General features: G+C 68.9%; 19 protein-coding genes, 2 tRNA genes and 3 pseudogenes. 13 read left to right on the top strand and 11 right to left on the bottom strand.

All coding sequences use genetic code 11. The features are described from left to right. Nucleotides 1-139 precede the first annotated feature (139 nt). The 5 genes from ehuB (at nt 140) to NRF20_RS29080 (ending at nt 4206) form a co-directional block, all read left to right on the top strand. Nucleotides 140-1042, top strand: a complete 903-nt coding sequence (gene ehuB, locus NRF20_RS29100; RefSeq protein ID WP_398628890.1) for an ectoine/hydroxyectoine ABC transporter substrate-binding protein EhuB — start codon at nt 140-142, stop codon at nt 1040-1042. Nucleotides 1043-1061: 19 nt separating this feature from the next. Continuing rightward, on the top strand, nt 1062-1802 hold the full coding sequence (gene ehuC, locus NRF20_RS29095; RefSeq protein WP_398628891.1) for an ectoine/hydroxyectoine ABC transporter permease subunit EhuC: 741 nt from the start codon (nt 1062-1064) through the stop codon (nt 1800-1802). Further along, nucleotides 1799-2440, top strand: a complete 642-nt coding sequence (ehuD, locus tag NRF20_RS29090) for an ectoine/hydroxyectoine ABC transporter permease subunit EhuD (protein WP_398628892.1) — start codon at nt 1799-1801, stop codon at nt 2438-2440. The genes ehuC and ehuD overlap by 4 nt, the downstream gene beginning before the upstream one ends. Continuing rightward, on the top strand, nt 2430-3281 hold the full coding sequence (gene ehuA / locus NRF20_RS29085; protein ID WP_398628893.1) for an ectoine/hydroxyectoine ABC transporter ATP-binding protein EhuA: 852 nt from the start codon (nt 2430-2432) through the stop codon (nt 3279-3281). Before ehuD ends, ehuA begins: the two co-directional genes overlap by 11 nt. Before the next feature lie 166 nt (nt 3282-3447). Then, a complete protein-coding gene (locus tag NRF20_RS29080) occupies nt 3448-4206 on the top strand; it encodes an IclR family transcriptional regulator (RefSeq protein WP_398628894.1) in 759 nt (252 codons plus the stop codon). Here NRF20_RS29080 and NRF20_RS29075 read toward each other — a convergent pair. Beyond that, the gene (locus NRF20_RS29075; RefSeq protein ID WP_398628964.1) at nt 4192-5151 is read right to left on the bottom strand and encodes an endonuclease/exonuclease/phosphatase family protein; all 960 of its coding nucleotides are present in this window, start codon (nt 5149-5151) and stop codon (nt 4192-4194) included. The genes NRF20_RS29080 and NRF20_RS29075 overlap by 15 nt on opposite strands. A 239-nt stretch (nt 5152-5390) precedes the next feature. Next, nucleotides 5391-6056, bottom strand: a complete 666-nt coding sequence (locus NRF20_RS29070) for a M15 family metallopeptidase (protein WP_398628895.1) — start codon at nt 6054-6056, stop codon at nt 5391-5393. Nucleotides 6057-6351: 295 nt separating this feature from the next. On the opposite strand from NRF20_RS29070, the gene NRF20_RS29065 reads away from it, so the two are divergent. From NRF20_RS29065 to NRF20_RS29050, 4 genes are all read left to right on the top strand, one after another. After that, nucleotides 6352-7029: a response regulator transcription factor gene (locus NRF20_RS29065; protein WP_413753584.1), complete on the top strand. Its 678-nt coding sequence runs from the start codon at nt 6352-6354 to the stop codon at nt 7027-7029. Beyond that, nucleotides 7026-8195 carry a sensor histidine kinase gene (locus NRF20_RS29060; protein ID WP_398628897.1) on the top strand — a complete coding sequence of 390 codons (1170 nt, stop codon included), beginning with the start codon at nt 7026-7028 and terminating at the stop codon, nt 8193-8195. Before NRF20_RS29065 ends, NRF20_RS29060 begins: the two co-directional genes overlap by 4 nt. A 93-nt stretch (nt 8196-8288) precedes the next feature. Beyond that, nucleotides 8289-8362 (top strand) — tRNA-Lys (locus tag NRF20_RS29055). 131 nt (nt 8363-8493) lie between these two features. Continuing rightward, the gene (locus NRF20_RS29050) at nt 8494-10011 is read left to right on the top strand and encodes an MFS transporter (protein WP_398628898.1); all 1518 of its coding nucleotides are present in this window, start codon (nt 8494-8496) and stop codon (nt 10009-10011) included. Between the two features lie 86 nt (nt 10012-10097). Here NRF20_RS29050 and NRF20_RS29045 read toward each other — a convergent pair whose 3' ends face one another. From NRF20_RS29045 to NRF20_RS29030, 4 genes are all read right to left on the bottom strand, one after another. Beyond that, complete coding sequence (locus NRF20_RS29045) at nt 10098-11774, bottom strand: AMP-binding protein (protein ID WP_413753583.1); 1677 nt, start codon at nt 11772-11774, stop codon at nt 10098-10100. A gap of 26 nt (nt 11775-11800) precedes the next feature. Beyond that, on the bottom strand, nt 11801-12391 hold the full coding sequence (locus tag NRF20_RS29040) for a lytic polysaccharide monooxygenase (protein ID WP_413753582.1): 591 nt from the start codon (nt 12389-12391) through the stop codon (nt 11801-11803). A gap of 158 nt (nt 12392-12549) precedes the next feature. Then, complete coding sequence (locus NRF20_RS29035; protein ID WP_413753581.1) at nt 12550-14130, bottom strand: SPFH domain-containing protein; 1581 nt, start codon at nt 14128-14130, stop codon at nt 12550-12552. A gap of 25 nt (nt 14131-14155) precedes the next feature. Next, complete coding sequence (locus tag NRF20_RS29030; RefSeq protein ID WP_398628902.1) at nt 14156-15562, bottom strand: peptidoglycan-binding protein; 1407 nt, start codon at nt 15560-15562, stop codon at nt 14156-14158. Nucleotides 15563-15746: 184 nt separating this feature from the next. On the opposite strand from NRF20_RS29030, the gene NRF20_RS29025 reads away from it, so the two are divergent. Then, nucleotides 15747-15820: transfer RNA gene (locus NRF20_RS29025), tRNA-Lys, on the top strand. 785 nt (nt 15821-16605) lie between these two features. Beyond that, nucleotides 16606-17205, top strand: a pseudogene (locus NRF20_RS29020) (glycosyl transferase); the annotation flags it as partial. 429 nt (nt 17206-17634) lie between these two features. On the opposite strand, the gene NRF20_RS29015 reads toward NRF20_RS29020, so the two are convergent. The 3 genes and pseudogenes from NRF20_RS29015 to NRF20_RS29005 form a co-directional block, all read right to left on the bottom strand. Continuing rightward, on the bottom strand, nt 17635-18318 hold the full coding sequence (locus tag NRF20_RS29015) for a class F sortase (RefSeq protein WP_398628903.1): 684 nt from the start codon (nt 18316-18318) through the stop codon (nt 17635-17637). A gap of 1 nt (nt 18319) precedes the next feature. After that, the gene (locus NRF20_RS29010) at nt 18320-18880 is read right to left on the bottom strand and encodes a hypothetical protein (protein WP_398628904.1); all 561 of its coding nucleotides are present in this window, start codon (nt 18878-18880) and stop codon (nt 18320-18322) included. 131 nt (nt 18881-19011) lie between these two features. Next, nucleotides 19012-19146, bottom strand: a pseudogene (locus NRF20_RS29005) (HAD hydrolase-like protein); the annotation flags it as partial. Between the two features lie 104 nt (nt 19147-19250). Here NRF20_RS29005 and NRF20_RS29000 point away from each other — a divergent pair. Next, entirely contained in the window at nt 19251-20756 is a 1506-nt protein-coding gene (locus NRF20_RS29000) for a recombinase family protein (RefSeq protein ID WP_398628905.1), read from the top strand. A gap of 118 nt (nt 20757-20874) precedes the next feature. Beyond that, complete coding sequence (locus NRF20_RS28995; RefSeq protein WP_413753580.1) at nt 20875-21654, top strand: HAD-IIA family hydrolase; 780 nt, start codon at nt 20875-20877, stop codon at nt 21652-21654. Between the two features lie 134 nt (nt 21655-21788). Here the strand turns inward: NRF20_RS28995 and NRF20_RS28990 are convergent. Continuing rightward, nucleotides 21789-21968: pseudogene (locus NRF20_RS28990) on the bottom strand (TIGR01457 family HAD-type hydrolase); the annotation flags it as partial. Between the two features lie 66 nt (nt 21969-22034). Further along, nucleotides 22035-23096 carry a 2-aminoethylphosphonate ABC transporter substrate-binding protein gene (locus tag NRF20_RS28985; protein WP_266361306.1) on the bottom strand — a complete coding sequence of 354 codons (1062 nt, stop codon included), beginning with the start codon at nt 23094-23096 and terminating at the stop codon, nt 22035-22037. Between the last annotated feature and the right edge of the window lie 38 nt (nt 23097-23134).

Below are 23134 nucleotides of genomic sequence, written 5' to 3'. Positions count from 1 at the left end.
TCCGCCCACAAAGGGACACGGGAAGGTCGCGCTCCGGTCTCCGTTCGATCACAGGAGGCCTCTTCCTGCATAGACGTACGGGATCGGGCAGGCGCACCTCCTGTCCGGACTGTTCGACCGCTCCAGGAGATTGCGAACCATGGCTGACTTCCCGAACCTGTCCCGCCGGGGCTTTCTCAACCGATCGGCGGCCGTGGGTGGCCTGCTCGTCGTTCCCGGTCTGCTCTCCGCGTGCAGCAAGACCGACGCCGGTTCCGCGGACGGCGCGGGGGCGCTCGACAAGCTCCGCAAGCAGGGCTTCGTCCGGGTCGCGTACGCCAATGAGGCCCCGTACGGCTATCTGGAGGGCAAGCAGCTCAAGGGCGAGGCGCCCACCCTGCACCAGGAGATCTTCAAGGCGCTCGGCGTCGACGAACTGAAGCCCACGCTCTCCGAGTGGGACGGTCTGATTCCCGGACTGCAGGCGGGCAAGTACGACGTGGTCAGCGCGGGCATGGCGATCACGCCGGAGCGCTGCGCCAATGCCCTCTTCTCCGAGCCCGAGTTCATCTCGCCGACCGCGCTGATGGTGAAGAAGGGCAATCCGAAGAAGGTCACCGACCTGGCATCGGCGAAGGCCGCCGGGATCACCGTCGGCGTGATGTCGGGTGCCGTCGAGGGCTCGTACGCCGAGGGTGCCGGCATCCCCAAGGACAGGATCAAGTCGCTGCAGAAGCCACAGGACGGCGCCGACGCGGTCAAGGGCGGCCGGATCGACGCGTTCCTGCTCACCGGCATCTCACTGCGCTGGCTCGCGAAGACGAACCCCGACACCGAGGTCACCGAGGCCTTCCTGCCGGAGCTCGAAGGCAAGAAGCAGTACAGCCCCGGCGGCGCCGTCTTCCGCAAGGGCAACGAGGATCTGCGCGACGCCTTCAACCGCGAGCTGAAGAAGATCGTCTCGGACAGTTCGCGTTATGTGGGCCTGCTCCGGGAGTACGGATTCGGGGCCACCGAGCTCCCGCCGGCCACCCTGAAGACGGCCGATCTGTGCAAGGGCTGACGGGGACGGAACGCACCGCATGAGTGATTTCTTCTCCGCCTTCTTCGACGATCTGCCGCAGTTGCGCTCGGGGCTGTGGGTGACCCTCCGGGCCACCGTCCTGGGCGCGCTGCTCGCCCTGCTCCTGTCGTTCGTCCTCGGTCTGATGTCGGTCAGCCGGCTGCTGGTGCTGCGCGGTGTCTCACGCGTGGTCGTGGAGTTCTTCCGCGGCACCTCGCTCTACATCCAGCTGTTCTGGCTCTACTACGCGATGCCGCCGCTGACGGGGTACGAACTGACGCCGCTGCTCTGCGGCGTCGTCGCCTTCGGCCTCAACTACGGTGCGTACGGCTCCGAGGTGGTGCGCGGGGCGGTCAACTCCGTACCGCGCGCCCAGTACGAGGCGGCCGTCGCGCTGAACATGACGCCGCTGCGCCGGATGCGGAAAGTGATCCTTCCGCAGGCCTGGGTGCAGATGATCCCGTCCTTCACCAATCTGCTGATCCAGCTGCTGAAGTGCACCCCGCTGCTGTGGCTGATCTCCGCGGCCGACCTGATGACCGTGATCCAGCAGCTGCGCGACCGTACCGGTGAGACGCTCACCGCGTACATGACCCTGCTGGTCGCCTATTTCGTCCTGGCCTACGCGCTGACCCTGCTGATGAATCTGCTGGAGCGGAGCGCCAAACGGCGACTCGGTCTGCAGACCGGTGCGGGCTCGTTGCTGCGCAGTCGCAGCGCCGCGGAAGCCGTCGCTTCGACGGCGGGAGGTGCCCGGTGAACGGCTTCGACTGGAACGCCGCCCGGGACGCCCTTCCCCTGGTACTCCAAGGTTTCGAGGTCACGCTGCTCGCGACCGTGCTCGGCACGCTCGTCGCCGCGGTCCTCGGGCTCGCCATCGCGGTCGCCGGACGGGCCCCGAGCCGGTTCGTGACGGTGCCGGTGCGGGTCGTGATGGAGTTCATCCGCTCCACACCGCTGCTCGTCCAACTGGTCGGCGCGGCCGCCCTGTTCACCTCCGTGGAACCGCTGACGATCGGCATCGTGGTGCTGGGCATCCACTACGCCACGTACACCTCCGAGGTGTACCGCGCAGGGATCGACGGTGTGCCGAAGGGCCAGTGGGAGGCCTGCCGGGCGCTCTCGCTCTCCCCGCGGCGGACCTGGCAGGCCGTGATCCTGCCGCAGGCGGTGCGCAACGTGCTGCCCGCCCTCGGCAACTACGCGATCTCGATGTTCAAGGAGACCCCGTTCCTCGCCGTGATCACGGTGCAGGAAATGGTCTTCGAGGCCCGTAAGTACGGCGCCGATCACTTCGCCTACACCGAGGCGTTCACGCTCGCCGGACTGGTCTTCCTGGTCGCGAGCTACCCGACCTCGCTGCTGATGAGAAAGCTGGAGAAGCGCCTTGGCCACTGAACCTCTCCCCCTGCAGAAGACGGCGGCCGCGGCCGCCGTGGACATCGCCCCGGCCCCTGCCACGTCACGGACCGGCCATCCGCTGGTCCGCTTCGACAACGTCGTGAAGCGGTACGGCGACCATGTCGTCCTCGACGGGCTGGACTTCTCGGTACGGCGCGGCGAAAACGTCACCCTGATCGGGCCGAGCGGCTCGGGCAAGACCACCATCCTGCGGCTGCTGATGACGCTGGAGAAGGTCAGCGACGGAGTGATCTGGGTGGACGGCGACCCGCTGTCCCACACCAAAGCGCCCGACGGCTCACTGAGGCCGGCGACGGAGAAGCATCTGCGCGAGGCCCGGAAGAAGATCGGCATGGTCTTCCAGCAGTTCAACCTCTTCCCCAACATGAAGGTGCTCCAGAACATCACCGAAGCCCCGGTCAGCGTGCTGGGCATGGACCGTGACGAGGCGGAGACCCGTGCCCGTGAGCTGCTCGACCTGGTGGGACTCTCGGCGAAGATCGACGCACACCCCTCCCAGCTCTCCGGCGGCCAGCAGCAACGGGTGGCGATCGCCCGCGCGCTGGCGATGCAGCCGGAGATCCTGCTGCTGGACGAGGTGACGTCCGCACTCGACCCGGAGCTGGTGGCGGGCGTGCTGGAGCTGCTGAGCGACATCGCCAGGAACACCGACATCACCATGCTCTGCGTGACCCACGAGATGAACTTCGCACGGGACGTCTCAGAAACGGTACTGATGTTCGACGCTGGACGTGTGATCGAATCTGGATCACCGGAAAAAATCTTCACGGATCCCGCACACGAACGTACGCGCGAGTTCCTCACCGCAGTGCTGTGACCTCGCCACTTCCTCGCACGCCAATGACTTTGGCATATGCCAGACGGGTGCGCCCCAGCTTACGGCGTCGGGGCGCCCCATCAAGTCGCCAACAGCCGCCCCGGAAAGGGCTCTTGGCGGCTATCGTGATGCAGAGCCTGCGGTCACAACCTGGTGGGGGGAAACTGTGACGTTGAAGCCCGAACCGACCGCGCCGTTCCATTCGGTGCAGTACGCCCTTCGCGTTCTCGAAACGGTCTCCAAGCACGGCACCGGCGTGCCGGACACCCAGATCTCCCGGGAGACGGGACTGCCCATAGGGCATCTCACCTCTTTGCTGCTGATGCTGCGCCGCGAGGGGTACGTCGAGCAGGTCACCGACGGCGCGTATGTCATCGGCTCCTCGCTGCTGCTCCTCGGCTCCGGCGCGGCACGCAGACAGGCCCTGGAGACCAAGCTCCAGCAGATGCTCGCGCAACTGCGCGATTCGGTCGGTGCGGCGGTCTACATCAGCCGGTATGTCGACGGCGAGATCCGCGTCACGCAGTACGCCGACGGTCCCCGCACCCCCGCGGTCAACGAGTGGGTGGACTTCCGCTCCTCCGCGCACGCCTCGGCCGTCGGCAAGTGCCTGCTGGCCCAGCTCGACCAGAACGGCCGCCGCGACCACCTGTCGCGCCACAGGACGGCCCGGCTCACCTCGCGGACGATCACCAACGAGAAGGTGCTCTTCTCCAAGCTGGACAGCCAGTCGGCGACGGTCCCGGTGCTCGACCTCCAGGAGTACGCGGTCGGCACCGTGTGCGCGGCGGTACCGCTGACGGCCGGGTCGTCGGCGGGTTGCCTGGCACTGTCCCTGCCGGTCGAGGACGCGCATCGCCTGCGCGCGGCGGCGGCCACGCTGAATCGGCGGGCGGCGCCGGTCCTGCTGTCACTGGCGCTCTGACTTGATCTTCAGCCTGGCGGCGACGGGCCGGTGGTCGCTGCTGGTCGCGGGGAGGGTCCAGGCGTCGGTAGGGGTGACGCCCCGGGTGAGGATGTGGTCGATACGGGCGACCGGGAACGCTGCGGGCCAGCTGAAGCCGAAGCCGGTCCCCGCCTCGTCCTGGACAGACGTCAGCCGGGAGTTCAGGGAGGCGAGGCCCCGGTCGGTGGTGGCGCCGTTGAGATCGCCCATCAGGAGAACTTTCTTCTGCCGTTCCTGGTCGACTGCCTGATCGAGCGCGGTCAGGACTCGGTCGCGCCGTGCGATGGTGAATCCGGAGGCGCCGACCCGGACGGAGGGCAGGTGCACCACGTAGACGGCGAGCGGGCCGCCCGGCCCCTGGACCCGGGCGCGCAGGGAGCGGCTCCAGCCGGGGTCGATGGTGACGCGCTCCGAGTCGTCGATCGGGTAGCGGCTCCACAGGGCAACGGTGCCGATGTGGACCGAGTGCGTGAGCCTGCGGCCCAGCACCTTCTGGTAGGCGGGCATCGCGTCATCGGTGATCTCTTCCAGGGCCACCAGGTCGGGGTCTGCGGCAAGCAGCGTCCGGGCGGTCCCGGCAGGGTCCGGGTTGGCGGCACCGACGTTGTGGGTGACGACCGTCAGGTCCGGCTCGGCATCCGGCCGACCGCCGAGAAACAACTGCCCGAACATCGCAGCCCACACGGCAGCGACCAGGAGCGTGGCGACGCCGGCCGGCACCGACCTGCGGAGCAGGGCGGCCGACAGCAGCACGGGCACGGCCAGACCTGTCCAGGGCAGCAGGGTTTCGAGCAGGCTGCCCGGATTGCCCACCGAGTTGGGAACCAGCGAGTGGCCGACCAGCACGATCCCCGTCATAACCGCCAGGGCGGTCGGAACCCGGCCCTTGCGCCATCCGTAGTCACGTCCATGCCGATCGGACATGTGGTCCGGCCGGTCGTGGGCTTGTTGGTCCGGCACGGGTACTGCCTCGGAAGCGGTCTGCTGTTCGGGCTCGGAATCGATGGGCGGTATCTGGGCGGGGTCGAAGAATCCACCACCGATGTACACATCCGGGTGTGGGTCCTCGTGCAGGTTGGGCATGCCGTGTCCTTCAAAAGAGGGGGTGGGTCGGCGCGGACCGGCTCGGCGGTGCCGGCTCAGGGCGAGGCGATGGGTACCCGTCAGCCGGCGGCATTGTTCAGGGGGCCGGGGCAGGTGCCGCCGGGGCTGGTCAGCAACTCGAAGTGCCACATCTCGTTGGCGTAGACCTGGCACAGGCCATAGGCGGAGCCGTTGCGGATGAGCCAGTCGTCGGCGTCGGTGGGACCGATGTCCACCGCTTTCCCGGACACGTGGGTCGACTTCTCCGGGGTGTTCACGAACTCCCGCGCCTTTTCCAGGCTCCCGTACTTCTCGATTCCCTCCTCCAGCAGGCGCTGCTGGTGTTCCTTGCTGCGCCAGCCCGACGTGACCACGAATTCGATGCCGTCGCCCCGGGCATCCCGGGCCGCTTCCTGCACGGCCTTCAGCAGACGCTTGTCCAGACGGGCGACGGCCGTGTGCCGGGTGTCGAAAGGGGTGATTTCACGGTCGTCCGGTAGGGCACCGTCGTCGGCAGCCGCGGCTGGGACCTCCGCGGGCGCTCCGCCGCTGTCCGGCGAATGCTCTGCTGGTGCGGTAGCACGTGCGGCTGGTGCGGTAGCCCGTGCGGCCGGTTCGCTCCGGGTCGTCACGACCCATATCGCCGACAGCATCAGAACCAGGGATGCGCCGATTCCTGCCATCATCCAGCCGGGGAATCGGCGCGCCGCCGTGGCTGAGCGGTTCGCCATGTGGTTGTCGTGCATCGCGGCCTCCAGGCATCACGGACACAGCGGCGGGTGCCGCTCGGTAATGCCTTGAGTCAAGGGCGGGCCGTGTTGTCGGGCCGTCTCGATTTCCCGATACGTTTTCGATAGGCCCGGACCGCTCCAATAGGGATGGCCGGGTACAGGACCGGCGGCCGGTCCGGCTCGCGGCGGGAATCCCGGCAGGAGTCCTCCGCAGTGCGGAAATCACTCTTCGCCACCGTTCCCCCATAGGGCCGTAGGCTGGACCGGAAGTCGGGTATCGGCCGGTTTGAGACAGAGTGGGAGAGGCCGCATGCGGGTGCTGATTGTCGAGGACGAGCCGTATCTCGCCGAGGCGGTGCAGGCGGGTCTGAGGCTCGAGGCCATCGCCTCCGACATCGCCGGGGACGGCGACACCGCCCTGGAGCGCCTCGACGTGAACGAGTACGACGTCGTCGTCCTCGACCGCGACATCCCCGGCACGCACGGCGACGACGTGTGCCGGATCATCGTGCAGCGGCGCCTCGGCTGCCGCGTGCTCATGCTGACGGCGGCGGGCCTCCTCAGCGAGAAGGTCACCGGGTTCGAGATCGGCGCCGACGACTACCTGACCAAGCCCTTCGACCTGAAAGAGCTGGTCGTACGGCTCCGCTCACTGGCCCGCCGGCCCAAGGACAGCACACCCCCGGTCCTCGAGTACGCCGGAATCCGGCTGGACCCGTTCCGGCGCGAAGTCTTCCGCGACGGGAAGTACGTCGCTCTCACCAGGAAACAGTTCGCCGTCCTGGAAGTCCTCATGACGGCGCAGGGCGGGGTCGTCAGCGCGGAGACACTGCTGGAGCGGGCCTGGGACGAGAACGCCGACCCGTTCACCAACGCGGTCCGCATCACCATGTCCACGCTCCGCAAACGGCTGGGCGAACCGTGGTCCATCCGCACCGTGCCCGGCGTCGGATACCGGCTCGACGAACCGGCGGGGAACGGACAGTGAACCGGCGATCAGCACCCCACCGAGCCACCGCCGCGGCACCGGCGGCGGACGACCCGGCGCGCCCCATTCGGCCGCGGCGGCTGACCGCCCGGATGAAGCTCACCCTCACTTATGCCCTGTTCGTGGTCGTCGCGGGCGCGTTCACCCTTGCCGTTGTCTACCTGGCCATGCGCTTCGTGCCCAACTACCCTTTGACCGCCGCGAACCCACGGGACGACAGCGGCGCCCCTTCCCGGCAGGAGATCCTTCAGAACCTGCTCGAAGCCTCCGGCCTCACGCTGCTCCTGCTGGCGCTCGTCGGGGTCGGCGGCGGCTGGTTCATCGCGGGCCGCGTCCTGCGGCCCCTGCAGGACATCACCCGAGCTGCCAGGCGGGCGGCCGACGGCTCCCTGGACCACCGCATCGGACTCACCGGTCCGCGCGACGAGTTCACCGATCTCTCCGACACCTTCGACACCATGCTCGCCCGCCTGCAGCGGTCCTTCGACGCCCAGCAGCGCTTCGCCGCCAACGCCTCGCACGAACTGCGCACCCCGCTCGCCATCAACCGCACCATGCTCGACGTCGCCACCGCCGACCCCGACGGCCAGGAGTACCCCCGACTCGTGGCCCGGCTGCGCGAGACCAACCAGCGCGGCATCGAGGTCACCGACGCCCTGCTGCAACTCTCCGCCCTCGACCACACCCCGCCCACCACCCAGCTCCTCGATCTCGCCGACACCGCCGAAGAAGCCCTCGATCTCGTCCGCGAGGAAGCCCGGACACGAGGCATCACCCTCTCCACCGACATCCACCCGGCCCCGGCCACCGGCGACGGCGTACTGCTCCGCCAGCTCACCCTGAACCTGCTCCACAACGCCCTGCGGCACAACCTGCCCACCGGCGGATCGCTCACCCTGACCACCGGCCCCGACCCGGTACACCCTGGCCGCGCCGTCCTGACCGTCACCAACACCGGGCCCCTCCTGCCCGACACGGTCGACCACCTCACCGAACCGTTCCTGCGCGGCAGCGGACGCATGGCCGAGAAGGACCCTGCGCGCCGCGGGCACGGCCTCGGCCTGGCCATCGTCGCCGGTATCGTCCGCGCCCACCACGGCGACCTGACCTTGACCCCCAACCCCGGCGGCGGGCTCACCGCCCGCGTGTCACTCCCCAGCCACTAGGGCCGTCCGGTCAGGCCGGATGTCCCCGCGGACCCGTCGCGGGCGCGTGTCATCAGCACCTCTCGGGACCAGGTATTATTTTCTGGTCAGCAGGCGCCGCTAGCTCAGTTGGTTAGAGCAGCTGACTCTTAATCAGCGGGTCCGGGGTTCGAGTCCCTGGCGGCGCACAGACAACGCACTGGGCGGTTCACGTACACACGTGAGCCGCCCAGTGCGTTTTTTGCTGCCCATCGAGATGTACGAACGTTTTACACATGCGTACTAGACAAGCGTTTTAAACGCTCGTACATTTCCTGGCATGACGAACGCTACGAGCACCACCGCCGAGCGCGGCCACCTCGCCGGTCGCCGGGAATGGACCGCCTTCGTGGTCCTCCTGCTGCCCCTCCTCCTCGTCTCGATGGACGTCTCCGTCCTCTTCTTCGCAATCCCGTCCATCGACCGGGATCTCGCCCCCAGCGCCACCCAGCAGCTCTGGATCTTCGATGTGTACGCCTTCGCCCTGGCCGGTCTGCTGATCACGATGGGCTCGCTCGGTGACCGGATCGGCCGCCGCAGGCTGCTGCTCCTCGGGGCGTTCGCGTTCAGTACCGCGTCCGTCGCGGCCGCGTACTCCACCAGCCCCGAGATGCTGATCGCGGCCCGCGCGCTGCTCGGGATCGGCGGTGCGACGCTGATGCCGTCGACGATGGGTCTCGTGCGGAACATGTTCCGCGACGAGCGGCAGCGCGGCCGGGCCATCGGCATCTGGTCGGGTGCCATGGCCGGCGGGATCGCGCTCGGCTCGGTGCTCAGCGGGGTCATGCTGCAGCACTTCTGGTGGGGTTCGGTCTTTCTCATCAATGTTCCGGCGATGGTGCTGCTGCTGGTCCTGGTGCCGGTGCTGGTTCCGGAGTTCAAGGACCCGAACCCCGGTCGGTTCGACTTCCTGAGCGTGCCGCTGTCGATGGGTGCCGTGCTGCCCGTCGTCTACGGGATCAAGGAGAGCGCCGCCCATGGGATCGATCTGCGATACGGACTGATCGTCGCCGCCGGGCTCCTCGTCGGCTGGTTCTTCGTCCGCCGCCAGCGCAGCCGCAGCGACGCGATGATCAGCCGGGAACTGTTCCGCGACCGCGGCTTCGCGGCGGGAATCGGGCTGAACTCGCTGGCCGCCTTCGCCATGATGGGCTCGGCGTTCTTCACCACGCAGTATCTGCAGTCGGTGCTCGGCATGGGCACGATGGAGGCCGCGCTGTGGAGCTTGGCCCCGTCACTGGCGGTGGGTGCCGCGGCCCCGACGGCCACGGCGATCGCCCAGCGGACCGACCGTACGCGAGTCGTCTGCGCCGGTTTCGTCATCGCCGCCGCCGGCTTCGCCGTACTCGCCCTGACCGGTACGGACTCGCTGTGGCTGCTGCTCGGCGGCTGCGCAGTGATGAGCTGCGGCATCGTCACCGTGATGGCGCTCGTCTCGGACCTGGCGCTGTCCACCGCCCCGCCGGAGAAGGCGAGTTCGGCGGCCTCGCTGCTGGAGACGGGCCAGGAGTTCGGCGGTGCGATGGGGATGGCCCTGCTGGGTGCGGTGGCCACGGCGGTCTACAGCGCGGACATGCCCGGCTCGGCACCGGAGGCGGCCCGCAAGACGCTGCCGGGCGCGGTGGCCACGGGGGACGGTTCGCTGATCTCGGTCGGGAGGGAGGCATTCGTGCACAGCATGCAGTACGCCTCGGTGGCTGGGGCCGCGCTGTTGCTGGCGGGGGCGGTGCTGACCGTGACGCTGCTGCGACGGAGGTCTGCGGTGGCGGCGCGGGAGGAGCTGGTCCTGACGAATTAGTGCGGCTCCACCCACCTCGCCGCTCTGTCCTCGGTCGCCGGACGGGCCTGATCCTCAAGCCCGTCGAGGGGCCCCTGCCATGGCCTTCAGGCCATGGGGGAGATCGAGGGCAGCAGGCCGTCTCGCCCGTGCGCCTTGAACTCGCCCAGCAGGGCTTCCAGTTGTTCATCGCCGAACGCTTCGTACCCGCCCCGGGAACCGTTCCACCACACCGATCCCCCGCACCAGAACCCCTCGCGGCGCAGCCCCACCCGGTGCACCTTGTTCGTCGCCGTCACCGGCATCGCCGGGACGATGCGCACGAAGCGGGGGGCCATCTTCGTACCCAGGTCCGTCTGCGCCCCGAGGAACGCGGCGAAGGCGGACGGGTCGAAGGCGGTGCCCTCCCGCATCGCGAGCGCCGCCATCACCTGGTCACCGGCGACCGGGTCCGGCACCGCGTACACCGCCACGGCCGCCGCGTCCTGCCAGCGGGCCAGGATGTTCTCGATCACCGCGGCGGCCAGGTTCTCGCTGTCCACCCGCAGCCGGTCGTCCGTACGGCCCGCGAAGTAGAGGAAGCCGTCGGCGTCGCGGAAGAAGAGGTCCCCGGTCCAGTACCAGCCGCCGTGCACCCGGTCCGCATCCGCCGCCGCGTTGCGCCAGTACCCCTCGAAGGGCGTACGGCCCCGGTTGACCAACTCCCCTATCGCATCCGCCCCGTTGGTCAGCCTTCCGGACTCGTCGAAGACCGCGGCGGCCCGCTCCTCGCCGGTCTCCGGGTCGACGACCGCGAGATCGTCGCGCGCCGCCGCCCTCCCGATCGCGTGCTCCGGGGTGTCCGGGGTCCGCTGGATCGCCGCGCCGCCCTCGGAGGAGCCGTAGCCCTCGACCAGCCGCACCCCGAACCGCTCCCGGAAGCGGGCCGCGTCCACCGCGCCGGCTTCGGTGCCGAAGCCGAGCCGCAGCGGGTGCTCGCGGTCGTCGGGGCGCTCGGGGGTGGCCAGCAGATACTGCACGGCGCGGCCGACATAGGTGAAGTACGTAGCCCCGTGCGCCCGTACATCGTCCAGGAATCCGGAGGCCGAGAAGCGGCGGCGCAGCGCGACCGCGGCCCCGCCGGCCAGCGCGGGCGCCCAGTCGGCGATCACCGCGTTGCCGTGGAACATCGGCATGCAGATGTAGTGGACGTCCTCGCGCCGGACGCCGAAGTGATCGACGAGGGACCGCCCGGCCGCTGCCAGCCGCCCCTGGGAGCAGATCGCGGCCTTGGGGGCACCGGTCGAGCCCGAGGTGAAGTAGAGCAGCATCCGGGTTCCGGGCCCGACTTCGGCCAGGACCGTCTCGCCCGGCTTCGCTCCGGCGTACGGGGCGAGCAGTTCGGTGTACGCATCGGTGTCGGTGACCAGCACCCGTACCCCCGGAAGATCCAGGCCGTCGAGCAGCGAGAGATGCGCGCGTTCGGTCACCAGGACGCGGCAGTCGGTGTGCAGGACATCGCGGGCCAGTTCGGCACCGCGCCGGGTGGGGTTGATACCGGCGACGGCGACCCCGGCCAGGGCCGCCGCGCTCAACCAGAGGGCGAATTCAGGGGTGTTGTCCAGCAGCACCCCGAGGTGCGGTTCGCTGCCCGCCGGCAGCAGATCCGCCAGGAGCGCTGCCCGTGCGGCAGCGCCCGAGGCGACCTGGTGATGGCTGAGGACGGTGTCCTCAGATCTCAGTCCGGGCCGGTGGTCGCCCCATTGGCGCTGTACGAGCTCCGCGACGGTGCCTGCGCTCCCCATGGCGCCGCACGGTAACTGACTACACCTCAGAACTGAACATCGGAGCACGCATAGAACGCGTTCGCCGTGTCCGCGATGGTCCAGACGCTCAGGATGATGTGCTTCCCGGTCTTCTGGGTGGGGATGGTGCCCTGCTGGGTCAGGGTCGCCGGGGGCTGCTTGCCGCCGTACGGCACCGTCATGAAGGGCTGCGGCTCCAGGTCGGCCCTGGTGAGGGGCCTGGTGGGGTCCCAGCCGTTCTTGGTGATGTAGTAGCGGAAGTCCGTCGTGGCGTGGCGCGCGGTGAACTGCCAGCGGAAGCTGAAGCCCTGCCCCGCGGTGACATCGGTGGCGGGCCAGTTGCCGCCGCGCGGGTCGTCGAGCTGGGCGAACTCGGAGTGGCCGCCGGAGCAGATCTTGCCGTCGGCCGGCCCTGCCGCCGGGAAGCCCTTGGGGCCCTCGACGCTCTGCGGCTCCCACTGGATGTTGCCGCAGCCCGTCACCGTGCCATTGGCGCAGAGCTTCTGGCGGCTGATGGGGTTGTCGGTGTAGCCGTGGCTACCGGCACTGCCCGTCGCGAACATCGAGACGCCCGCTATCACCAGGCCGACTACGGCCGCGCTTGCCCTTTTACGCATTGCTGTCGCTCCTCAAGAACGTGGGGGAGGTTCCATGAGCCCTGCTGCGCGCATGTGCTGCGGTCTAGACCAAGCCTTAGATTATTGACGCAATATGAACATGTCCAGACCAATGGGAGTTGGATTCCGCTTCGCCGCCGGAGGGCCCCCCGAAGCCCTCAGGCGCCCTCCCCGCCACTGCGTCCGGTGTAGAAGGCCACCGTCAAGTCCTTGACCAGCGCCTTCCGTTCGTAGTCGTCCAACTCAACGAGCCCCCTCGCGGTCAGCCGGTTGACAGTGTCGTCCACCGCGTCAACCACCGAAGTCAGCACACTGTCACGGTGCTTGGCATCGATGGCGGCGATCCGGCGGCGCTGCATGGCCGCGGCGATCTCCGGTGCGTACTCGATTCCGGTCGGCTGCGCGGAGTACACCTCGACGCCGACGGGCTCGCAGTCCGCCTTCAGCATCCGGGTCAGAGCATCACCGACGGCCTCCGCGTTGCGCAGGGTGTGCGCGTCCTCGTGGAAGGCGTCGGCGGGCAGCTGCGAGAGGACCCGGGCCATCGCCGCCTCGACCTGCTCACGCAGATACGCCTCATGGTCCGCGACCCCGAGCGTCGCCCGGACGGTGTCCCTGATCCGCCAGACGACGAGGACGACGACGCGCAGCGCCGTACCGTTGGCATCCACGGCGGGGAGCGGTTCGCTGCGCCAGTGCCGCAGGCGTACGTCGACCCGGCGGCGCAGCAGCAGCGGGCTGATCCACATCAGCCCGGTCCGCCGCACACTCCCCCGGTACTCGCCGAAGAGCGTCAGCACCCAGGCGTACCCGACCCGTCCGCGGCTCAGGCCGCCGAGCGCGAAGAGCACCGCCGTCACCAGCACGGCGAGCGCCGCCCAGGCACCGGAACCGATCCCGTCATACGGACGCGAGCCGATCCCGGACCGGGCGAGCGCGGCGGCGGGCAGCGCGCCGACCCACCAGAGGACGGCGCCACCGGCAACGATCCCGGCCAGCCCGGCGAGCAGTGCCACCCAGCCGGGCAGCGCGGGCCCCGACCGCTCGGCAAGCCGCGGATCACCGACCGGCGCCGGCCGCGTCGAGGGCTGCACCTGCGGCCCCCTCGGCACGGGCGGCCGACGCACCCCCGCCGCCGGCTGGTCACCGTCGGCTCCCCTCCGCATTACACCGGCGGGGAGCGCGGCCGCGTCGGTGCGCTCGGGTTCCTCACGGAAGAGCAGGTGTACGGGGATGGTGGCGGCCCGCTCATTGGCGATGACCGCGTGATGCCGCCCGGTCCTCCGCGGGGCGCCACCGGCCTGCTCGGCCCCGTCACCCCCGGCGGCGGGCAGTGAGTCGAAGACGGTGTCGGGGACGGGCGCGGCGTCCGGGGCAGGTGCGGTGCCCGCGGCCGGGACCGATACCGAGGCCGAGGTCGCGCCGAGGGTTGCGGAGTCCACGTCCTCGCCCGGGACCAGGTCCAGCACGAGGTCGACCACCGAGTCGGGACCGGCGCCCGGCTCCCCGTCCGGGGCGACCCCCGGGCCCGCGCCGCTCCCCGAACCCGATGCCGGCCCTGGGCCCGCACCGCTCCCCGAATCCAGAGCCGTCTCCTCGCCCGGAGCCCCCGCCCCGTCGCGCGCCTTCACCTGGTCCGGACCCCACACCCGCACCGGCATCTCCCCCTGCTCCCGCTTCCCTTCCCGTTCCCGCGCGTCCTCCGGAGTTCCGGAGCTGTCCGACACCGTGGATCCCATTCCCGCCTCCGTCATGTCCGTTTTGTCACGCGAAGAGTCGTCGCCAGGTCTCCGGGCCGGGGTAGCCGTCGGCCGCTCCGCCCCGCCAGCCCTGGGCCCGCTGGAAGGCCTCGACATTGCGCCGGTCCGCCTCGGTCCACCGGGGCCCCGGTCCCGACAGGTAGTGCTTGCCGTATCCCTTTTTCACCAACTGCTTGCTGAGCCTGTCGACATGGCTGTTCGACTGACCGGGCCGAAAATGGCCCCGCCCGGGGAACTTCGAAGCCGAGTTCGAATCACCCCGGCCGCTCCCGCTCCCGCTTCCGGTGGCGGGGATGTCGCGACCGGTCCCGTTGGCCAGGTGGCGCCAGGTGTCGGGGCCGGGGATGCCGTCCGCTTCCTTGCCCTTCCAGCCCTGGGCCTTCTGGAACGCCTGGGTCGCGCGCCGGTCGGCGTCACCCCAGCCCGGCCCGGGGCCGACCTTGTAGAAGCGCTTGCCACCCCGGTCCACGAGCATCTTCCCGAGCTGGGTGACGTACGTGCTGCTGACTCCGGGGCCGAACTTCCCGGCGCCCGGGAACGCCTTCGTCGACACGCCGCTACCGCTGCTTGCACTGCTGAGCGCCTTGTAGCGGTACGCGACGTACTTGCCGGAGTTGGTCCAGTACGCCATGGGCGTCGTCTGCTTGCGGGTGTGCGGCTTCGTCTGCTCGTACGCCGTGTAGTGGGTGTGCGTGTAGTCGGTCCAGCCGCCGAAGATCGTGACGTGCGAGCCCTTCGAGGGGTTGGCCGGATTGTGGAAGAGCAGGATGTCGCCGGGCTGCAGCTTCTCCCGCGCGATCTTCTTCCCGTACTTGGCGAGGCTGCCGGTCCACTCGTTGCCGGGCAGGTTCCAGGCCATCGACACATAGCCGGAGCAGTCCTGCCGGTAACCGTCGGACCAGTACTTGCTCATGCTGTACGGAACCTGCGCGGACACCCACTTCTTCGCGCGGTTGATGATCGCGGCCCGGCTGGTCTTGCGCAATGTGGTCCCGGCGGACGAGGGCGGGCCCGAGGCCCCCGTGCCCCGCAGCGGCCCCGGCCCGCCCTGCGGACTGTCCGGATCCCGGTCGGCCGGGGTGAGCGGGCCGCCCTCGTCGGCCGGGGTCTCCGGGGTCTCCGGGGTCTCCGGAGTCTCCGGGTCCACCGGCACCGTCGTCCCGTCCGTACGGGCGGCTCCGGCCGCCTCCGCCGCCCGGTCGCCCGGCGCGCTCGCCGCCTCGGCCACGCCGGTGCTCAGCACCACTCCGGCCGCGGTGACCAGCACCAGCGCGCGGCGCGCGCCATGTGCGGCCGGATGACCTCCGTACCGCATGGGCAAGGCGCTGGCGGCGGTGCGCCGTTGTGCGACGCATCCCGCACAGGTGCAGTCACTGGCGGGTACGTACTCCTCGAAAGCCGGCACAGTCATGCGATTCCCCTCCGCACTCGTCAAGATCTTTTGGCGCATCTGCACGGGCGCCAGTGTCTCAACTCTCCTGACATATCGCATTTTGACGGACAGAAGAGAAAAAACGACCATCCGACAGGCCGTGCTGGACGGGAAATGGTCAGGAGCACACCTCACCTTCAGGTAGAGTTCTCCAGGTCAGCAGGCGCCGCTAGCTCAGTTGGTTAGAGCAGCTGACTCTTAATCAGCGGGTCCGGGGTTCGAGTCCCTGGCGGCGCACGCAGAGTCAAGGCCCCCTCACCACGCGTGAGGGGGCCTTGTTCGTTCACGAACCGGACCCCCGCATCGCCACTTTCACGGGACCCGCAGGCGATACACAGCTGCCACACAGTCACCGTCCCGTCACTCAGGGGCTCGAAGGGCTCTCGCATACACCTCCGCGCACCCCCTCCGCAAGGGCTCCACAAATCGCACGCATGACTGGCAACCCACCCTTTTCACCCTTGCGATCGGGACCGGGGTCGGACAACCCGTCTAGGGGCCGTCAGCTCCAACCAGGCTGATGCGCAGTGCAGTTGTGGGATGCAGAGGGGGAAGTTCCGGTTGTCCGCTACGTGGGGCGGGGGCCCCGCTCAGGGACAGATGTCGGGGAGGCATTCAGACAGCCGGAAGGGCGCCGTTCCGTGTCCGAGCGGAAGGTCGCCCGCCATCGATGTCGCCCGCGGCGACCGACGGGGAATCGCCGTGGCCGAGGTGACCGACCAGTCACTGGCCACCCCGCATCGAAAGATGTCCCGTCGCGATGCCGCCAGTATCGCGATCGGACGACGCACCCTCGGACACCCGGTCCGGCGTCGGACGGCACCGCCCCCACACGACCGGAGAGATCGTGCGGGGCATCGGACCGCCCAGGCCAGGCCAGGCACCCGAGGACGTGACGGAACCCGCCCACCCGCAACGGACCACGCCCCCAGAGACGCGCCGCCGAACGGGACGAGAAAGCGGGGACCGAGTGCATCCAACACCGTTCGGGATGCGCCCAGTACACCTCGGTGGGTCCAGGACTCACTCATGCACACTGGCTAGGAACGGTGGGCGCCTCGGGTGTGCAGATCGACCCGACGGTCTGGATGATGCTGTACGGCAATGCCTCGGCGCTCCAGATCGGCCTGTACATCTGGAACCGGCGGCACAACGTCTCACCGCACGAGCCCGAGGGCTCCGGCGGCCTGGCCGGCATGATGATGTCCGCGCTCTCCGCCCCGGTCTACGCACGCTCGCTGCTGGATGCCGTGCTGCGCCGCAAGAGCTCGTTCGTGGTGACGCCCAAGGGCGGCTCGTCCAGCCCGGACACCCTCTTCGGCACCTTCCGGATCCACCTCTTCTTCATCCTGGTCTTCGGCGGCTCCATCGCCGCCTCCTTCGTACTCGGACACAGCCATCCGGCGATGCTCACCTGGGCCGCCGTGGCACTGCTGATCACCGCGGCACCGGTCCTCGGCTGTCAGCACACCGTCCGCACGGAGAAGCGGAAGCGCCGCACCGCCCCACCCCCGCAGCCGGCACGCGTACGGGCCGATCCCGAGCAGGCCGACGACGAACAGACCATGCAGACCGCTTCGTGTACGCGGCGACCTGCCTGGCCGCGTTCCCGTCCGGGTTGACCCAGTACGGGTCGCTGCCCCGGGGATGCCGACCGATGGCACCGGCATTCTTCCCCGCGCCGCCGGAGCCGGGGGACGAGCCGGACGAGGAGGAACATCCCGCGAGCAGCAGAGCGGCCCCGACCGCGGCCACCGCACCCGCCCGTGCCATGCCCGACCGGCCGTTGCAGCTGCCGTACATCCACTCCCCCTCGGGTGCGACGGCGATGCACTGCCGCGTCCCCTTCATCCTGGCACAGGGCTTCTGTCCGTTCATCCGGAAGCCGAGGGTGACCGAGTGTCGATGGTGCGTCAGAAACGCTCTGGGCCAAGGCGGTTCGTCGCCCTGGAGTGTCGGGCACGGCCCGCCCCCCGGCCCCCCGTGCCGACGCCGGCCCGGCTGGCGCCCCGGGGGAAGAGGGCTGCCGGCCGGGCCGGATACCGGTGTCGTCAGCCGCTGCCGCTCCCCGCGGACTTCTCGCCGGTCAGGTAGGCCGACACGACCACATTCGCGTCGTACGAGCGCGACGCCCGGTCGTAGGTGCCGCCGCAGGTGATCAGGCGGAGTTCCGCGCGGCCGTTCTTGCGGGGGCCGTACGCCTTGTCGGCGTTGAAGCGTTCCCGGGTGAAGACCTGGACGTCGTCGATGGTGAATTCGGCGACCCTGCCGTCCGCGCGGGTCACCTCGACCTTGGCGCCGGGGCGGGCCGCGCTGAGCCCGTAGAAGACAGCCGGTTGGGTCTTGGTGTCGACGTGGCCGACGAAGAGGGCGGGGCCCTTCGCGCCGGGCTCGGTGCCGTTGCCGTACCAGCCGACGGTGTGGGGCGTGTCGAACGGCGGTGGTTCGATCGCCCCGTCCTTGTCCAGGCCGCGGGCGACCACGGGCGCCTCGATGCCTATCGACGGGACCTCGACCCGCTCCGGCGCGGCGCCCTCGATCGGGTCGTGCGGCGGGGGCAGCGGGACGCCGAGCGGGCGCCCGACCGCGGCGATGTCGCCGGTGGTCGGGGCGGAGCTGGCGCCGGAGCCGTCGGCGATGTCGCGGCCCCAGAGCCACAGGCCCATCAGCAGGACGGCCCAGGCCACTCCGGTGAGCAGCCGGCCGCGACCCTCGGGGCGGTCGGGGGCCGACATGTCAGTCCTCGGCCGGGCGGCGACGGCGCACGCTGCGGAACCCGACGGCGGCGGCGGCGACGGCGGCCAGGGCCAGACCGATCACCACATGCACGGCGCCGGGGCCGTCCTGATGGGCTTCCTTGTCGGTGAGGACGGCGGTGCCGCCGCCGCCCGCGCTGACCGGGGCGAGGGGCGTGGCCCGGTCGCGGTCGATGACGGTGACCCTGCCGGATGCCTTGGTGCCTTTGTCGTCCGTGCAAACGATCTGGATGTCGTGGTCGCCCGGGGAGGCGTCCGAGCTGATCCGGGCCTGCGCGAAGAGGCCCCCGTCCGCGGCGGGCGAGAAGCGCGCCTCCGCGACGAAGGCATCGGAATTGCCCTTGGCCTCCTTGCCCCCGCAGGCGTCCAGCCTGAGGGCCACGTCGCCGCCCGGGGCGGCGGAGGGCGGGGTCACCGAGAGTGTGGTGCGGGAGTCCGAGCCCGTCTGGTCGGACCCGGATTCGGCCAGTGCGGCGGAAGCCGGCACCAGGGTCGCCGCGACGGCCGCGACGACACAGAACGTGAGGGGTATCGAACGCATCGTGAACCTCCTTAGGGAAGGTTCACGCCTGCTCCGGCTTTTCGCATCCGCAGGAGCACGGGAGGGGCGGGCAGGCAAGGCCCGCTCGGAACGCTCCCCCCGAGCCCTCTCGGGCCGGTGCCCCGTCGAGCTCAGCTCACGTCGACGAGGTCGACCAGATCGGCGATGGAATCGACGACTGTGGACGGCCGGAAGGGGTACTTGTCGATATCCACCATTGTGGTGAGACCGGTGAGGACCAGGAACGTCTGCATCCCCGCCTCCAGTGGCCAGCACATCAATCTTCGAAGCTGTATGTACGAACCTCACCACGCACACATCAAACGTAGACTGTGGCACGATCTTGATGGCAACACTGGCGGGGACAGACATGCTCGCAGTAGGTGGATACGCCCGAATCTCGGACATAGGGCAGATAGGTGACGGGCGCGACGGCCGAGAGGGAGTCGTCCGCCAGCGCGAAGACGTGTACGACTTGGCTCAGCTCAAGCGCGTCAACGTGCACCGCGTCTACGAGGACAACGACACCTCCGCCTACAAGCGCCGCGTGAAGCGCAAGGACTTCGAGGAGATGGTCCTCGACCTTCAGAACGGTGTGATCAGCGGCATCCTGGCCTACAACATCGACCGCATCGCCCGCCAGCCGCGCGACCTTGAACGTCTCATCGACATCTACGAGCAGGCCCGTCGGCCCATGGTCTTCGGTACCACCGCAGGTGACTATGACCTGACGACCGGAGACGGGCGTTTCCAGGCCCGCATCTACGTGACCATCGCCAACAAGTTCTCCGCGGATGCCGCCCGCCGAGTCGCCCGGCAGAAGCTGGCCGAGGCCACGGACGGGAAGCCGCACAAAGGGCAGCGGGCTTTCGGCTGGAAGGACGTAGAGCACGTCGACGAGTGGGAAGCCGAGCTTCTTCGGAAGGCCCGCAGGGACGTGGTCAAGGGCAAGACGATCGCCACTCTCCATGAAGAGTGGACGGAACTGGGTGTGCGCGGCCCCCAGACTCCCCCCGGCAAGACGATCGGGTACACCAGCGTGAAGTACGTGCTGAGGAACCCTCGCCTGTGCGGGTACCGCGCCTACATCCCGCAGGAAGTTCGCGAGAGGTCCGGCCGCGTGGACCCCACCGAATACCTGGTTGAGCGCACGGACGGCACACCGGTCATCGGGCAGTGGGAGACGATCTTCACGCCTGCGGAGTGGCGGGAACTGATCGATGCACTGGACGCCCGGAAGAACACCGGCAGGGGCCGCAAGACTGGGACCACGGTCACGAAGCGGCTGCTCACTGGCATCGCCCGCTGCGCGAAGTGCGGAACCGGCCTGCAATCCGCCATGTACGCGAAGGGCACTCCCAGCTACGAGAAGTACGGGTACTACTACCTGTGCAAGAAGGCGAGCGGCGGGTGCGGAAAGCTGTCCCGCAGCGGTCCCCCCGTCGATGACTACGTAGAGAAGGTCCTTCTCGGCAACCTCGAGAAGCAGGCTCGCAATGTGCAGCCCGCTGAAGAGGAAGACCCCGAGTTGGTCAAGGCCAAGAAGACATTGGAGCAGATCGAGGCGGACAAAGCCGAGGCTCGACAGCTTCGGGCTGACGACCTGCTCTCTCTCGGCGAGTTCGCCCGCGAGATCCGCCGCCTGGAGGACAAGGAGCGGGACACGAAGGAAAAGGCCTCGGCGCTTTCGGGGACTCCCGCCCGAGCAGGCTCCGCAGCCGGTCGCATCGTCCGCGAATGGGAGGGCTACACCGTGGACATGAAGCGGCAGGAGATCATGAGGAGTATCGAATCTGTGGTGATCAGCGGAGCAGGTAAGGGCGGCGCACAGCGCGGAGTGTTCCGCCCGGAACTCCTTGAGATCGTGTGGAAGTAGCCCGTGTACAACAAGACCGCCCGGCGACCGGTCCGGGCTGCGAGACGTTCAGGCTCTGAGTGCGACGAGTGAATAGCATGGTCATCCCGTGAGTCCTCGTATGGCAGGAGCCGCACCCATGACAGATCACAAGCCCATCGATTCGTGGCTCACCGACATGGACGGGGTGCTGATGCACGAAGGCGTGCCGATCCCTGGCGCGGATGCCTTCATCAAGAAGCTCCGGGATTCGGGCAAGCCATTCCTCGTTCTGACGAACAACTCGATCTACACGGCGCGAGACCTGCATGTACGGCTCAGCCGGATCGGCCTCGACGTACCGACTGAGAACATCTGGACCTCGGCCCTGGCCACCGCCAAGTTCTTGGACAGCCAGCACCCCGGCGGCACGGCGTACGTCATCGGAGAGGCCGGGCTCACCACCGCCTTGCATGAGGCCGGGTACGTGCTGACCGACGCCGAGCCCGATTTCGTGATCTTGGGTGAGACTCGGACTTACTCGTTCGAGGCCCTGACGAAGGCCATCCGGTTGATAAACAACGGTGCCCGCTTCATCGCCACCAACCCCGACAACACCGGGCCCTCGCCCGAGGGGGCGTTGCCTGCCACTGGTTCCGTTGCCGCGTTGATCACGAAGGCGACCGGCAAGGAGCCGTACTTCGTCGGCAAGCCCAACCCGCTGATGATGCGCAGTGCGCTGAACACGATTGGTGCGCACTCCGAGAGCAGCGCCATGATCGGTGACCGGATGGACACGGATGTGTTGGCCGGGCTGGAAGCCGGGATGGACACCTTCCTGGTGCTCACCGGGCTGACGGCCAAGGCCGACGTCGAGCGCTACCCGTACCGGCCGACGAAGGTCGTGGACTCGATCGCGGACCTCGTCGACCTCGTCTGAGTGGTGGTCCGGCACTCCGCCCCGCCGCGGAGTGCCAGGCAGCCAAAATAAGACGTTCAGGGCCCTGGGAACGGCGTTTCCGCACCTCAGGGCCTTACATCCTTTGTGTGCGCCAGGCTCCGAAGACCATGCGGCCCCGAGTCCCGCAACCGCTTGATGAAGGCATCCGCCCCGGGGATCGGCGTCCCCTCGTGGATCAGGACTCCGTCCATGTCGGTGAGCCAGGATGAGATCGGCTTGCGCTCTGCCATGTGGGACTCCTGCCGTACGCCGTGTGCGGGGACGCCGGCGGCACCGCGTCCAGGGTGGTCCAGACCCGTTACCTTTACGCGATGATCCGCCGAAGTCCCTTTTCCTCAAGGTGAATCGCCGGCCGGCGGTCAGCTGCCGGTGGCCGACTTCCAGGCCTCGACGTACGTGTCCAGGTGGGTGCCGATGTCCGACCAGTCGGGCTCGAAGATCTCCACGCCGTCCATCAGCTCGGCGAGCTCAATGGCGTTGGCGTCGGTGGCCTCGACGTCCTTGCGGGCCGAGAAGCCGCCGCCGACCGCGCTGACGTCCTTCTGGGCCTGCGCGGAGAGCATGAAGTCGAGGAGCTTCTTGCCGTTGGCGCTGTGCGGGGCCTTGTCGACCAGGCCGGCCGCGTACGGCAGAGCGAAGGTGGTGGGCTTGCCGCCCTCCTTCGCGGGGAACCAGATGCCGAGGTTCGGCATGTCCTTGGACTGTGCGTAGTTCATCTGGACGTCGCCGTTGGCGGCGAGCAGTTCGCCCTTGTCGACCTTGGGAGCGAGCTTGCCGGTGGAGGCGGACGGGCCGACGTTGTTCGCCTGGAGCTTCTTCAGGTACTCCATCGCCTGCTCCTTGCCGCCGAAGTCGTGCATGGCCTTGATCAGTACGGCCGTGCCGTCACCGGCGACTCCGGGGGTGGAGTACTGGATCTTGTTCTTGAACTTTCCGTCGAGCAGCTCCTCCCAGGTGGTGGGTGCCGGCTTCAGCTCCTTCTTGTTGTAGATGAAGCCGAAGTAGTTGTTGACGACGGAGGTCCACTTGGAGTCGGACGCCTTGTCGGCGCCGTCGACCTTGTCGGAGCCGGCCGGTGCGTACGCCGTCAGGAGGCCCTTGCTGTCGGCCTGCTGGATGAACGGCGGCAGGGTGACCAGCACATCGGCCTGGGTGTTGGACTTCTCGCGGACGGCGCGCTGCACCATCTCGCCGGAGCCGCCCTCCACATACTTGACCTTGATGCCGGTCTTCTTCTCGAAGTCCTTGAAGACCTTGTCGTACCAGCCGTCGCCGTTCTCGCCCTTGAGGCCGTCTGCGCTGTAGACGGTGACGACCTTCTCGTCGGAGGCGGCCGAGGAGCCGCCGCAGGCGGAGAGGGTGGCGGCGAGGGCGAGGCAGCCGGTGACGGCGGCTATGGGCTTGAGGTGGTTCTTGCGCATGGCAGTCGTATCTCCTGGATGTCGGCCGGAAGCCGGCC

This window comes from Streptomyces sp. R-74717 (genome assembly GCF_047305335.1).
GTDB classification, from domain to species: Bacteria; Actinomycetota; Actinomycetes; order Streptomycetales; family Streptomycetaceae; genus Streptomyces; species Streptomyces atratus.
This window is presented reverse-complemented; position numbering and strand designations above follow the sequence as displayed.

What these genes read in the sequence shown, in the direction of transcription:
- ehuB (WP_398628890.1), top strand. Translation starts at nt 140, where the DNA reads ATGGCTGACTTCCCGAACCTGTCCCGCCGGGGCTTTCTCAACCGATCG.
- ehuC (WP_398628891.1), top strand. Translation starts at nt 1,062, where the DNA reads ATGAGTGATTTCTTCTCCGCCTTCTTCGACGATCTGCCGCAGTTGCGC.
- NRF20_RS29075 (WP_398628964.1), bottom strand. Translation starts at nt 5,151, where the DNA reads ATGTCCGATCGGCATGGACGTGACTACGGATGGCGCAAGGGCCGGGTT.
- NRF20_RS29070 (WP_398628895.1), bottom strand. Translation starts at nt 6,056, where the DNA reads ATGCACGACAACCACATGGCGAACCGCTCAGCCACGGCGGCGCGCCGA.
- NRF20_RS29065 (WP_413753584.1), top strand. Translation starts at nt 6,352, where the DNA reads ATGCGGGTGCTGATTGTCGAGGACGAGCCGTATCTCGCCGAGGCGGTG.
- NRF20_RS29050 (WP_398628898.1), top strand. Translation starts at nt 8,494, where the DNA reads ATGACGAACGCTACGAGCACCACCGCCGAGCGCGGCCACCTCGCCGGT.
- NRF20_RS29045 (WP_413753583.1), bottom strand. Translation starts at nt 11,774, where the DNA reads ATGGGGAGCGCAGGCACCGTCGCGGAGCTCGTACAGCGCCAATGGGGC.
- NRF20_RS29040 (WP_413753582.1), bottom strand. Translation starts at nt 12,391, where the DNA reads ATGCGTAAAAGGGCAAGCGCGGCCGTAGTCGGCCTGGTGATAGCGGGC.
- NRF20_RS29035 (WP_413753581.1), bottom strand. Translation starts at nt 14,130, where the DNA reads ATGGGATCCACGGTGTCGGACAGCTCCGGAACTCCGGAGGACGCGCGG.
- NRF20_RS29030 (WP_398628902.1), bottom strand. Translation starts at nt 15,562, where the DNA reads ATGACTGTGCCGGCTTTCGAGGAGTACGTACCCGCCAGTGACTGCACC.
- NRF20_RS29015 (WP_398628903.1), bottom strand. Translation starts at nt 18,318, where the DNA reads ATGTCGGCCCCCGACCGCCCCGAGGGTCGCGGCCGGCTGCTCACCGGA.
- NRF20_RS29010 (WP_398628904.1), bottom strand. Translation starts at nt 18,880, where the DNA reads ATGCGTTCGATACCCCTCACGTTCTGTGTCGTCGCGGCCGTCGCGGCG.
- NRF20_RS29000 (WP_398628905.1), top strand. Translation starts at nt 19,251, where the DNA reads ATGCTCGCAGTAGGTGGATACGCCCGAATCTCGGACATAGGGCAGATA.
- NRF20_RS28995 (WP_413753580.1), top strand. Translation starts at nt 20,875, where the DNA reads ATGACAGATCACAAGCCCATCGATTCGTGGCTCACCGACATGGACGGG.
- NRF20_RS28985 (WP_266361306.1), bottom strand. Translation starts at nt 23,096, where the DNA reads ATGCGCAAGAACCACCTCAAGCCCATAGCCGCCGTCACCGGCTGCCTC.